This window comes from Chryseobacterium sp. StRB126 (assembly GCF_000829375.1).
Taxonomy (GTDB): Bacteria; Bacteroidota; Bacteroidia; order Flavobacteriales; family Weeksellaceae; genus Chryseobacterium.
This window is the reverse complement of record NZ_AP014624.1, coordinates 4,365,088-4,377,945: the sequence shown is the minus strand read 5'-3', so window position 1 is coordinate 4,377,945 and position 12,858 is coordinate 4,365,088. Positions and strand designations below refer to the sequence as shown.

Annotated in this window: 11 protein-coding genes; all 11 read left to right on the top strand. The window is 34.5% G+C overall.

What is annotated here, in order from left to right; translation table 11 throughout:
- The first annotated feature begins 36 nt into the window (after positions 1 to 36).
- The 11 genes from CHSO_RS19690 (at position 37) to CHSO_RS19640 (ending at position 12,587) form a co-directional block, all read left to right on the top strand.
- Positions 37 to 711, top strand: a complete 675-nt coding sequence (locus CHSO_RS19690; protein ID WP_045499879.1) for a response regulator — start codon at positions 37 to 39, stop codon at positions 709 to 711.
- A 48-nt stretch (positions 712 to 759) separates the two neighbouring features.
- Entirely contained in the window at positions 760 to 1,791 is a 1,032-nt protein-coding gene (locus CHSO_RS19685; RefSeq protein ID WP_045499876.1) for a sensor histidine kinase, read from the top strand.
- A gap of 134 nt (positions 1,792 to 1,925) precedes the next feature.
- Complete coding sequence (locus tag CHSO_RS19680) at positions 1,926 to 2,522, top strand: IS1096 element passenger TnpR family protein (protein WP_045499872.1); 597 nt, start codon at positions 1,926 to 1,928, stop codon at positions 2,520 to 2,522.
- Positions 2,523 to 2,870: 348 nt separating this feature from the next.
- Positions 2,871 to 4,220, top strand: coding sequence for an alpha-amylase family glycosyl hydrolase (locus CHSO_RS19675; RefSeq protein ID WP_045499869.1), 1,350 nt, complete (start codon positions 2,871 to 2,873; stop codon positions 4,218 to 4,220).
- A 142-nt stretch (positions 4,221 to 4,362) separates the two neighbouring features.
- Complete coding sequence (locus tag CHSO_RS19670) at positions 4,363 to 4,803, top strand: hypothetical protein (RefSeq protein WP_045499866.1); 441 nt, start codon at positions 4,363 to 4,365, stop codon at positions 4,801 to 4,803.
- 16 nt (positions 4,804 to 4,819) lie between these two features.
- A complete protein-coding gene (locus CHSO_RS19665; RefSeq protein WP_045499863.1) occupies positions 4,820 to 5,470 on the top strand; it encodes a hypothetical protein in 651 nt (216 codons plus the stop codon).
- A 136-nt stretch (positions 5,471 to 5,606) separates the two neighbouring features.
- Complete coding sequence (locus tag CHSO_RS19660; RefSeq protein WP_045499860.1) at positions 5,607 to 6,401, top strand: thymidylate synthase; 795 nt, start codon at positions 5,607 to 5,609, stop codon at positions 6,399 to 6,401.
- A 101-nt stretch (positions 6,402 to 6,502) separates the two neighbouring features.
- A complete protein-coding gene (locus CHSO_RS19655) occupies positions 6,503 to 7,942 on the top strand; it encodes a hypothetical protein (protein WP_045499857.1) in 1,440 nt (479 codons plus the stop codon).
- A gap of 340 nt (positions 7,943 to 8,282) precedes the next feature.
- Positions 8,283 to 8,501, top strand: coding sequence for a hypothetical protein (locus CHSO_RS19650; protein ID WP_045503006.1), 219 nt, complete (start codon positions 8,283 to 8,285; stop codon positions 8,499 to 8,501).
- 23 nt (positions 8,502 to 8,524) lie between these two features.
- Complete coding sequence (locus CHSO_RS19645; protein ID WP_045499855.1) at positions 8,525 to 11,035, top strand: M1 family metallopeptidase; 2,511 nt, start codon at positions 8,525 to 8,527, stop codon at positions 11,033 to 11,035.
- A 223-nt stretch (positions 11,036 to 11,258) separates the two neighbouring features.
- Positions 11,259 to 12,587, top strand: a complete 1,329-nt coding sequence (locus CHSO_RS19640) for a hydroxymethylglutaryl-CoA synthase family protein (protein WP_045499854.1) — start codon at positions 11,259 to 11,261, stop codon at positions 12,585 to 12,587.
- Positions 12,588 to 12,858: the final 271 nt, after the last annotated feature.

Genomic DNA, 12,858 nt, shown 5'->3' with positions numbered 1-12,858 from the left:
AAATAGTTACTTTTGTGGGAATTCTTAAACTAGAAGATGAGCAAAAAAATTCTTTTAATAGACGACGAACTGGACATTTTAGAGATTCTATCTTATAACTTAGAAAAGGAAGGATATGAGATCTATACTGCAACCAATGGTAATGAAGGAATAGAAAAAGCAAAGGAAATAATTCCTGATCTTATTCTACTGGATGTAATGATGCCTGAAAAAGATGGTATTGAAACTTGTCAGGAACTTCGTAAAGTGAAAGAACTCCAAAAGACACTTATTGTTTTTCTTTCCGCAAGAAGCGAAGAATTCTCTCAGTTGGCAGGATTCCAGGCAGGAGCTAACGACTATGTTGTAAAGCTGATTAAACCGAAAATTCTGATCTCTAAAGTAAATGCACTATTACAATTAACCTCTCAGGTTTCAGATAATGCTAAATTAATCGAAATTGGTGATCTTATCATTGATAAAGATAACTTCAGAGTTTCCAAGAGCGGACAGCAGTTTCTTCTTCCTAAAAAAGAATTTGATTTATTGTATCTTTTGGCTTCCAATACTGAAAAAGTTTTCAAAAGAGAAGAAATTCTTGAGAAAGTTTGGGGTAATGATGTCATCGTAGGAGAAAGAACTATTGATGTTCACATCAGAAGATTAAGAGAAAAATTAGGAATTAATACAATTCAGACTTTAAAAGGGATTGGGTATAAACTTATCGTTTAACTCTTTAAGTACCTTGTTTTTACGTACAATTATTAAAACTTTGTAAAATTGAAATTTTACAGGCTTACGCTTGTCGCCTCTTGTCTGTTGACATTGGTGATGCTGTTTCTGGTGGTCGTTTTCGATTCACTTAAAGATATCTATTATGAGACCCCTTTATTCAAGACGGGTCTTTTAATCTGTATTGTTCTTATCTTTATTATCAATTGTGTAGTATTGGAACTTCTCTTCAATTACTATGGAAGAAAGCAGGTGAAGGGACTTTCCGGGATTCTACCTCAGGAAATGGTTCATGATAATGATGAGAATATAACCATTAAAGAACTGGGAGAAAGATTTTCGGACCTTAATCAGCAGAGAGCTACCGAAATTGATATGATGAAGGAAATGGAAAGTTATCGTAAAGAATACATCGGTAACGTTTCTCATGAGCTCAAAACACCATTGTTTTCTATTCAGGGCTATGTAGAAACCTTAAGAGACGGAGGGGTGGATAATCTTACCATTCGTGATAAATACCTTGAAAGAATTGATAAATCTGTAGAAAGGCTTATTGCCATTGTTACAGATCTTGATATGATTAACAGGCTAGAAGCAGGAGAAATTAACCTTACCGTTTCCAAATTTGATGTCAATCTTCTGATCAAGGAAATTTTTGACCTTCTTGAATTTGAAGCTGAAAAGCATAATACCACATTACAGATCCAGACTTTACATCCACAAATTTTTGTAGAGGCTGATAAGCAAAAAATTTCCCAGGTTTTTATTAATCTTATTTCCAATGCCATTCACTATGCCAACAGACAGGAAGCAAAAGTGATTGTTAAGACCAGTATTTTAAGGAATAAAGTATTGATTGAAGTTATTGATAACGGAATGGGAATAAAATCTGAAATTCTTCCAAGAATCTTCGAACGTTTTTACCGTGTAGAAACCAGCAGAAGCAGAAGAGAAGGAGGTTCAGGATTAGGATTGGCCATCGTAAAGCATATCCTTGAGGCTCACAACGAAAACATTACCGTAGAAAGTGTCTATCTTGAAGGAACGAAGTTCAGTTTTATGCTCGAAAAAAGTAAATAACTTCGGCAAAATGTAAGAAAAAAAAATATTTTAAAAAATCCTGAAATATTTTTTTGTCACATGTCATTTATTATATATTTGCACCAGAGATTTATCATAATTATAAAGGCAAAAAAGTAATTTAAGAAACTGATATGGTTTACAAAATCCGCGTAATATTAGATGCGAAAGAGGATATTTTCCGTGATATTGAAGTTAAGGGAAAACAAACGTTATGGAACTTACATTTAGGAATTAAAAGTGCATTCAGTCTGCAGGGAGAGGAACTTTCTACTTTTAATCTGTTAGAAGAAGACGGAACAATCGTAAAAAGTGTCCCATTGGAAGATATGAGCGATGATGGTGATGGTGAGATTATGTCAGACGTATACATTGATGAAGCTTTCGAAAACAAAGGAGACAAGGCACAATTCCAGTATGGACTTCTTGACCTTTGGGAATTTTTCTGTGAGCTTATAGAAATCATTGATGAAACAAAAGGAGTGAATTATCCGATTACTGTGTACAGATTTGGAAACGTTCCATTAAAAGCGCCTAGCAAAAACGGAAGCGGAGGATCTAAAAAGAAATCAGCAATGCCTTTGGCAGATGACGAGTTTGGGTTCGATGATGATTTTGGTGCAGGCGGAAACTTTTCCGATGAAGATGATGACAGCTTCGATGATGACGAAGAAGAAGACTACAACGACGATGTCTTTGATGATGAAGAAGACAACGATGACGAAAGATAAGATGTAGATACATAAAAAATACAGCCCCGGATTTTTAGTCCGGGGCTTTTTTATTGAAAACTAAAGCAGTTTGAATGAAACCAGCCATATCAAGATATACAGTTACACATCTGCTTAGAAAGAATCAATGAAATTGATTCCACTCTTTGCTTCGTAAAAATAGAACAGGAAGTTATTAAAAACTTTGCGTTAAATTAAAATAGCGTGTTTTCTATTTCTTTAAATCACTTTAATCCATTATTCACAAAGTATTTTATGATTTGTATTATTTCAAAAAGAGCACCCGTAATTTTCCATTTCTGCCCTTTTCCCTGAAAAACAATCCTTACTTTTGTTAAAAATAGATTAATGAAGAAATTAATTTTATTAGCTGTAATTGGTCTGGGAATTGTTTCCTGTACCACTCAAAAAAATACAAAGAGGATGACAGAACTGCCAAAAGACTGGAAACACAACACGAATATCTACGAAGTAAATATCAGACAATATACTCAGGAAGGAACTTTCAAAGCATTTGCAAAAGAAATGCCCCGACTGAAAGCTATGGGAGTAAGAACACTTTGGTTCATGCCTATAACTCCAATTGCCCAGCAAAATAAAAAAGGAAGTCTAGGGAGTCCTTATGCTGCCTCAGACTATACTTCCATTAATCCGGAATTTGGGACGATGGAGGATTTTAAAGCGATGGTGAATGAAGCACACAGATTGGGTTTCAAAGTAATTATCGATTGGGTAGCCAATCATACCGGTTGGGATCATGTCTGGACCAAAACTCATCCTGAATTTTATCTGAAAGATCCGGATGGAAAATTCCACATTGCTTCCGGAATGGATGATATTATTGAACTGGATTACAAAAACCCGGAAATGCGTCAGGCCATGATTGACGCGATGAAATTCTGGATAACGGAAACTGATATTGATGGTTTCAGATGCGATTTAGCATCATGGGTAGAAGTCGATTTCTGGGAACAGGCACGCCCGGAAGTGGAAAAAATAAAACCACTTTTCTGGTTAGGAGAATTTGATGAGTTGGAAAGTCCGGAATACGGAAAAGTTTTCGATGCCAGTTACTCTTGGAAATGGATGCATAAATCTGCAGATTATTATAAAAAGAATGAACCGCTTCAGGAGTTGAAGGACTTATTGGTGAAATATTCCAATATCGGAGACCAGTCAATGAGAGCCTGGTTTACGGCTAATCATGATGAAAATTCATGGAACGGCACAGAATATGAAAAATATGCAGTTATTACCAAACCAATGGCTGTATTCTCTGCTACATGGAATGGTGTTCCGTTATTGTACTCAGGTCAGGAACTTCCCAATATGAAGAGACTTGAGTTTTTCGAAAAAGATCCGATTAAATGGACCAAAACTTATCAGGTGGCCGATTTCTATAAAACATTATTAGAGCTCAAAGCTTTCAATCCTGCTTTGAGGGGAGGAGATTCAAATGTGACCACTTATTTATTGAATACAACTGCTAATGACAAAATCCTAGCGTACATAAGAAAAAATGGAAAAGATGAAGTACTGGTTGTTTTAAACATGTCAAAAGAGCCTGTGAATTTTAGTATTGAAGACGGAAATCTATCAGGAACTTTCAGAAATGTATTCGAAAAATCAAAAAGAAACTTCGATGAAGGGAAAGATTTTAATTTCAAAGTTTCAGACTACGCCGTATTTGAAAAATAAAAATAATTTGGATAGGAAATTATAAAACCTCAATCACCAGTTATTAAATAGTACTACATTCCCCTCCGCTGGAGGGGTGTCAAAATCATCGATTTTGACGGGGTGGTTTTCTCCATCCACAATAAAATATTCCGGCATTACAATGAACAAACAAGAAATAATAGACATAGTTAAAGCTAAGTTAGCAGACAAAATTCAGTATTTCGAAAATCTGATCGCAGAAACCCGTGCTTCCAATAATGACACCAAAAGCTCAATGGGAGATAAGTATGAAACTGGCAGAGAAATGCTTCAGCAGGAAATCAATAATCTGCAGCGACAGCTTAATGAGGTATTGAACCAACAGGGAATTTTACAAAAAATAACTTCTGATCCTTCCGAGAAAGTTCAGACTGGGGCTTTGGTGAAAACCAATAAGGGAGTATTCTATGTTTCAGCTTCTATGGGAGAAATTATTTTTGAAAATCAGAAGATTATGACCGTTTCTGCAGAATCTCCTTTAGTAAAGGCAATGTTTGGCAAGAAAATGGGAGAGACATTTACCATCAACAATGTCAATCAGGATATTGAACATATTTGGTAAATCAATCTTTAAGAGTATGAAATTTAAAAATTTACTTCTCCTAGTTTTTTTACTAGGCAGTTTGGCTATCAATGCACAGGTTCGTGCCACAGTTTCCTCACGAACATATGATCTTGAAACGGTAAAACTTACGGTAGACGGCTTTGTTGTTACCCTTAATGCGGATGGGTCAATTTCTGATTTTAATGCTCCTGACCTGAATGGTAAACTTGAATATTACGATAATCAAATTTTTGATAAAATTAAATATGGAAAGCTTAAAAGCATAGGAAATGTTAAAATAGATTATTGGGATGATTCTGCATTTACTAGCGAGAAAGCAGGTAAGCTGAAAAGTATAGGGAATATTTCTGTAGACTATTGGGAAGATTCTGCCTTTACCAGAGAGAAAGCTGGTAAGGTAAAGAAAATTGGAAATCTTACCATAGATTACTGGCCAAATGATGTTATTGATAACAGCAGATTAGGAAAACTAAAAACGATAGGTGATATTTCTATAGATTATGGAACAAAAGATATTATTGATGAAAGTAAATTTCAAAAACTTACCAAATTTGGCCCGGTGAGACTGGAATATTCAAATGATAAATTCATGGATAAAAACAGATATGGGCAACTAAAATCAATCAGCGGTAACAGTGAAAAAATTAGTGTCTCCGTATTATAGTCCCTCTGTTGTCTTAATAGCTTGAAGATGTTGGATATACACCTGTTTAATAGAAAAGAGATATACATCTTATAAAAAGCATCCATAGGCTGGGTGTTTTTTTTTACTAAATTTGACCCATAAATTCCTTTTCAAAATGCAAAACTATCTGGATCTTTTACAACATATTTTAGACAACGGAACTGATAAAACCGATAGAACTGGAACCGGAACCAGAAGTGTGTTCGGGTATCAGTTAAGATATGATCTGTCAAAAGGTTTTCCATTGGTAACCACCAAAAAAGTACATTTAAAATCCATTATCTATGAATTGCTTTGGTTTCTGAAAGGAGATACCAATATCCAATACCTTAAAGATAACGGAGTAAGTATCTGGGATGAATGGGCGAATGAAAACGGAGATTTAGGACCTGTTTACGGAGCGCAGTGGAGAAGCTGGAACGGAGCAGACGGAAAAATTGTAGATCAGATCACAGAAGTAATAGATCAGATCAAAAAAAATCCGGATTCCAGAAGGCTGATCGTTTCTGCATGGAATGTTGCTGAGATCCCCAATATGGCTTTGGCACCTTGTCATGCATTATTCCAGTTTTATGTAGCAGATGGGAAATTATCATTGCAGCTGTATCAGAGAAGTGCGGATGTCTTCCTAGGTGTTCCTTTCAATATTGCAAGTTATGCATTGTTATTGATGATGGTAGCACAGGTTTGTGATCTTGAAGTGGGAGATTATGTGCATAGTTTTGGAGATGTTCACATTTACAATAACCACTTTGAACAGGTGAACAGACAGCTTTCAAGAGAAACAAGGGCGCTTCCTACCATGAAACTGAATCCTGATGTTAAAAATATCTTCGATTTCGATTTTGGAGATTTTGCATTGGAAAACTATGATCCACATCCGGGAATTAAGGCGCCCGTAGCAATTTAATATCATACATACTTTTTTATTACCTTTTGTAATTGACAGATTTCTATTATTTTTGAAGTTTGTGAGAATTTAATTTTCACCACAAATTTTGAAAAAATAATATGGGAAAAAAAATAAACAATACGTATCTGATATTTTTGAATATACTGATCGTTGTTTACAACCTTTATATATGGCTGTCTGTTTTCACGGAAAAGGTCATTGTAACAGATGATTTAAAAGAAGCTTATAACGCCAGGCATATTTCTAAATCTTATTTCAGTTATATTGGTTCCTATCTGGATTCTTCCAATATGGCAGCAAGACCGGTATCTGGATTTATCACAGGAACTTTGGTTTTTCTTTCAAAGTATAACGAATCCATTTATCTTTTAGGAATACTCTTTTTCCCACTTTCGCTGTTTGCTATTTATTGGGTGGCACAAAAAGTTCTGTCAAAAGAATTGGCCAGTTTGATCACTTTGCTGTATTCATGCTCTTTAATCGGTACAAGTATTCAGTTTTCTCCAATCATGCTGAATTCAAACCTGGCAACGATATTTTTTAGTCTGAGCATTTATTATGTTTATGTTCGTAAAAACATTCTGTTCAGTGCTTTGTTTTTTATACTTTCAATATTAAGCTATGAGATTTTTCTGCCATTGATTCTGCTAAATCTTTATTTAATCAAGGAAAATAAAAAAAGAATCGTTTTTCTGTTGCTAACTATTGGATCAGTTGTTCTTTTCAGAAAAGTCATTCAGCCGGCAATATTTGCTCATTCTTACCAAAGAGATGAAGTCGGGAAAATTTTCGAATTGAAAAGAGTAGTACAGGTGACCATTTTAACAGCAAAATTATTTTTCAAAGATATTTTTGTAGGAATATATAAAGGATTAATAAATCTTAAAAATCTTCATATTGTAGAAATACTTTTGGCTTTAATCATATCTTCTGTTGTCTATAAGGTATTTATTGGCTACGATTTTAAAAGCAGATTAAAAGCCATTAAAAATGTAGGATTAATTTCTTTGGTCTCAATAATTCTTGCTATAAGCGTTTTCTATGTTTCTGCTTATATTCCTACTCTTTTTGGCTTTGATAACCGAAGCCTCGGAGCCATCAGGCTTTTTTATACACTCTTTCTCGTTTCAGGAATCATTTATTTGTCCTTTAAGCTGAAGTTGGGAAATAAAACAATCAGTTCTCTTTTTGCAGGATTTGCTTTCCTTTTACTTGCCACCAATATGAGTGTGAAAAATGCATGGATCTATGCCAGTCAGTTTAATTATAAAATGTTTCACGAATTGAGTAAAACATTAAAAGCTGAAAATATTGAAAGTGGAGTGGTTTGTTTAGGATATGACATGTTCACTGAATTGAAGACTAATCCACACTTTATTCTGAGAGAACCTATTTTTTATAACAACTGGGAATGCCGTAGGCTGTCTGAAATGAATGGTATTGATCCTGAAAAAGTATTTATTTTTAATGTGGACAGACAGACGAAATGTGAATTGATATTTCTGTATAAAAACGGAAAGATTGTTAGAGAGAAATAGTAAATAAGGCTGGAAGTCAGAAGCTCGGAGCGGGAAGTACTCTCAGCCCGCCAATAACTGATATTTTATTATTGGATTTTCCTTTGCTATAATCAAAACAAGATTACTCATCCTTTTTCCATAAATATAATTTTTTTAGGATAATTTAAATTTCATATTTCGTCCGATAGTAACTTTCAACCTCCTGCTTCCAGCCTCTAACCTCTTCATTCTTCCCATAAAAATCTCCTTTAAAAAAACACTAACAGACCCATTGTTTCTAAAATAAGTTTTAAATTTGAAAGAACTTGATTCTGACCCTTTAACAAAAGGGATTATTATAAATCCAATCACAAAAATTATGAAGTATTTAAAGATAAATATTGAAGAGAATGCCAACCCTGAAGTACTGAAAAATATTGTTCTTCAGTTAAAAGGGGTTGCTTCAGCAGAAATTGTTGACGATGAAAACCCGCAAAGTGAACTGAAAAAAGCTTTTGCCAAAACAAAAGAACAGTTGAAAACCGGTGACTATGAAACTTTAGTCAATGATATTTTCGATATCATAATAAAAAAATAACTCTAAAATTATAAAGTAGACAGATGAGAAAGGCCATTTTATCGATTGCGATATTAGGAATTTTATTTTCCGCCAATGTATCAGCACAAACTGAAACTTCAGGAAGAGAAAAAGTGTACAGAGCTACCCATACTAAGGTAACAGAACTGAAACACACCAAGCTGAAGGTAAACTTCGATTATCAGAAAGAACAGATGAATGGGGAAGAATGGTTAACGGCTTCACCGTATTTCTATCCTGCCAATGAGTTGATTCTTGACGCAAAAGCAATGCTGATTCATGAAGTAGCTCTTGATAACAATGGTAAAAAATCTCCTTTAAAATACGAATACAAAGATGATATCCTGAAAATTACACTGGATAAAACCTATCAGAAAAATCAGGATTATACAGTCTATATCAAATATACATCCCGTCCGAACGAAGTGAAACAACAGGGAAGTATGGCCATCAATGATGCCAAAGGACTTTATTTCATTAATGCTCAGGGAACAGATCCGGAACTTCCGACGCAAATCTGGACTCAAGGAGAAACAGAAGCCTCTTCTGCGTGGTTTCCAACCATTGATAAACCCAATCAGAAAACAACTCAGGAAATCTATATGACAGTTCCTGATAAATATGTTACTCTATCAAATGGTATCCTGAAAGACTCTCAAAAAGAATCTAGCGGATTAAGAACCGATCATTGGGTAATGGATAAAAGACATTCTACTTACCTTTTCTTCATGGGAGTAGGAGAGTATGCTATTGTAAAAGATAAATGGAAGAATATTCCTGTTGATTACTATATCGAAAAAGAATATGAGCCTTACGCTAAACAGATCTATGGAAATACTCCGGAAATGATCGATTTTTTCTCTAAAAGAATGAATTACGATTATCCATGGGCTAAATATGCACAAATTTCCGGTAGAAACTATGTGAGTGGTGCTATGGAAAATACAACAGCAACGCTTCATGGAAGTGATATTCTTCAAAAACCGGGACAGCTCATCGATGAAAATACATGGGAAGATACCATTGCTCACGAACTATTTCATCATTGGTTTGGAGATCTGGTAACCGCAGAAAGCTGGAGTAACCTTACAGTGAACGAATCCTTCGCTAATTATTCTGAATACCTTTGGAATGAACATAAATATGGAAAAGATCAGGCCGATTATCACCTGATGACTGATGTGAACAGATACATCCATAATCCATCTGATTTTAATAAAAACTTGGTAAGATTCAATTATGCATCCCGTGAAGATGTATTTGATCTGGTAACCTATCAGAAAGGAGGGGGAATTCTCAATATGTTAAGAAACTATTTAGGAGATGATGCTTTTTTTGCTGGGATGAATGACTACCTGAAAACAAATGAATATCAGAATGCAGAAGCACATCAGTTGAGACTTTCCTTTGAAAAAGTTTCAGGAAAAGACCTGAACTGGTTCTTTAATCAATGGTATTTCGGAAACGGAAACCCGAAGGTCAACTATTCATTTACATTTGAACCTGTGAAAAAACAAGTAGCTGTTACGATTAATCAGACTCAGGATCAGATGTTTGAATTTCCTTTAGCAATTGATGTGTATGACAATGGAAAACCAAAAAGATATAATGTTTGGGTAAACGCTGATGCGAAGAATACATTTAATTTTGATGTTTCCAAAGCTCCGGATTTAGTGAATATTAATGCAGATGGTGTTCTATTGGCAGATATTACTGATACAAAAACTCCGGAACAGAATCTTTTACAGTTTACAAATTCTAAAGAATTTAAAAACAGATATAATGCTTTAGCAGGAATAAAAGATCAGGTAGGTAAAAACCCTGCAGCAACCAAATTATTGGCAGCAGCGTTAAAAGATCCTTTTTTCAGAGTAAGAATTCAGGCGTTGGAATTGGTAGACCTTAGCAACCCTGAACAAATGAAAGCATTAGGAGTTGAAGTTGAAAAACTGGCTTCCAATGATCCTAAAACATTAACACAGGCTGCAGCAATTACTGCCTTGGCTAAAACAAAAGATAAAAAATACCTTCCTCTTTTTGAAAAAGGAATGAGCGCCATTTCGAATGCTGTAAAAGGAAGTTCGTTAGGAGCTATTCTTGCTATTGATCCGTCAAAGGCTAATTCACTAGCTGATAAAATTAATTTGGATGGCGCTTCAGATGAGTTACAGGCCCAATTACTTCCAATTATTGTAAAAAATAAAGTAGTTTCTCAAATGCCTAAAATTGCTTCGTTGGCAGCATTTTACCCGTTTATCAAATTTCAGAATCCGGAATTAGGGAAATCTGCAGAAGAAGGATATAACTGGATCATGTCATCTGATAATTTAAAAGCTACGGAAAGTGTGACTAAGATTTTAGGGTACGCTAAAAACCAGATAGGGGATAATCCACAAGCTAAAATGATGGTGGTACAAATGCTGAAGGATGGGTTAGGTAAAAAAATGGAATTACTGAAACAGAATCCACAGAATGCAGCAAGCATTAATAAACAGATTGATGTTATTAATAAAACCATTGAAAATTATAAGTAAGATATAAAGCCGGCAAATTTGCTGGCTTTCTTTTTATAGATGAATAATTTGGATAGCTTACCTATATTGATAGGGGGCTATATTCAGAAATTAAAGTGTAGAAAAGGTCTTTAATGATATCTGTTTCTACTTTATTAATTTTTAATAATATTACAAAAATCAGTAATTTTTACTGCTGTTTTTTGCATTATCTTTCATAAATTAGTTTAAAATTTTAAAAAATATGAGTTTTGGAATTGAAGCGGCAAGCTATTATGTGCCTTCTTTATATTTGGAAATTAAAGATTTAGCAGAAAAAAGAGGTATAGAACCTGCGAAATTGGAGAAGGGACTAGGGCTTCATAAAATGGGATTGCCTGATGTGCATGAAGATGCGGCAACCTTTGCAGCAGAAGCATTACTAAGGTTAATTCAGGATTATCAGATCAATCCTAAAGAGATTTCAAGAATTTATCTGGGGACTGAAAGTGCTTTGGATGCTGCAAAACCAACCGCTTCTTATGCCATGCAGATGGTTGAAAAGGTATTGGAAGGAAAATTTGGAGAAAGAGCTTTTAAAAACTGTGATGTTGTAGATATGACTTTTGCCTGTGTAGGTGGAGTTGATGCTTTGCATAATGCCTTAGATTTTGTAAGAGTAAATCCTGAAAAAAAAGCGGTAGTTATTGCCAGTGACTATGCAAAATATGAATTGGCTTCTTCAGGAGAATATACACAAGGGGGTGGAGCTGTTGCGCTATTGATCTCTGCAAAACCTGATCTTCTTGAAATTGAAAATAATTGGGGAATAGCTACAGAAAGTGTTTTTGATTTCTTCAAGCCAAGAAGACAATATCAAAAAGAAGATCTGAACGGAGCACCTGAAATGTATCCTGACAAGATCGAGATCTTTACAGATGAACCGGTTTTTGATGGGCAGTATTCCAATCAGTGCTACCAGGATAGGATCAGAGAAGCTTACCAGCATTATAAAGAGATTGCGGGAAAAGAAAAGCCTTATGAAGCCTGGAGGTATATTATTTTCCATTTACCTTATGCTTTTCATGGAAAAAGAGTCTTTACAGAAATCTATAGCCTGGAAAATGGAATTTCCTATGAAACTCCTGAGGATCAGAAAGCCGTTGCTAAATCTGAAAATTATATACAGCTAATTAATGATGCTATTGAAAAGACCCAAAGAGCTTCTTCAGAAATAGGGAATATGTATACTGCCTCTATTTTTATGGCATTCCTTTCTGGTTTACAGACTTCTTTTAATGAAAACGAAGATCTATCCGGAAAAGAAATCGGATTCGTTGGATATGGTAGTGGTTCCAAGTCAAAGGTGTTTGCCGGCAAGGTATCTGCTAATTGGAAAACTGTGGTAGAGAAGTGGAATTTATTCGAAAATCTGAATCATCGAAAATCTATTGATTTTGAAACCTATGAAAAGCTTCACAGAAAGCAATTGAGCCAATCTGTGAACCCAGATTATAAAGGATTTGGTCTTGTTTCCATAGAAACTGAAAGTCCTGTTTTAGCTGGGGCTAGATATTATGGTTATCAAAAATAGTTTTAAAATTAAAACATATGAAAAGCATTCCAATTTTTGGAATGCTTTTTTTGTTCCAGTTAAATATTGTTGTCAAAAAGATAGTAACAGCAGTAGGTAATGTGATATCTGCTTATTCATATTATAGCTTTTGAAAAGATAAATTATTAAGTTTTAGTAATAAAACAGTTTAATTTATTTTGTGAAAAATGGAATATAAATGTCAAAAATAAAGTCAGGAAATATTCTCAAAAATATACTGATTTATACTGATTTTTAGAGATCATATATT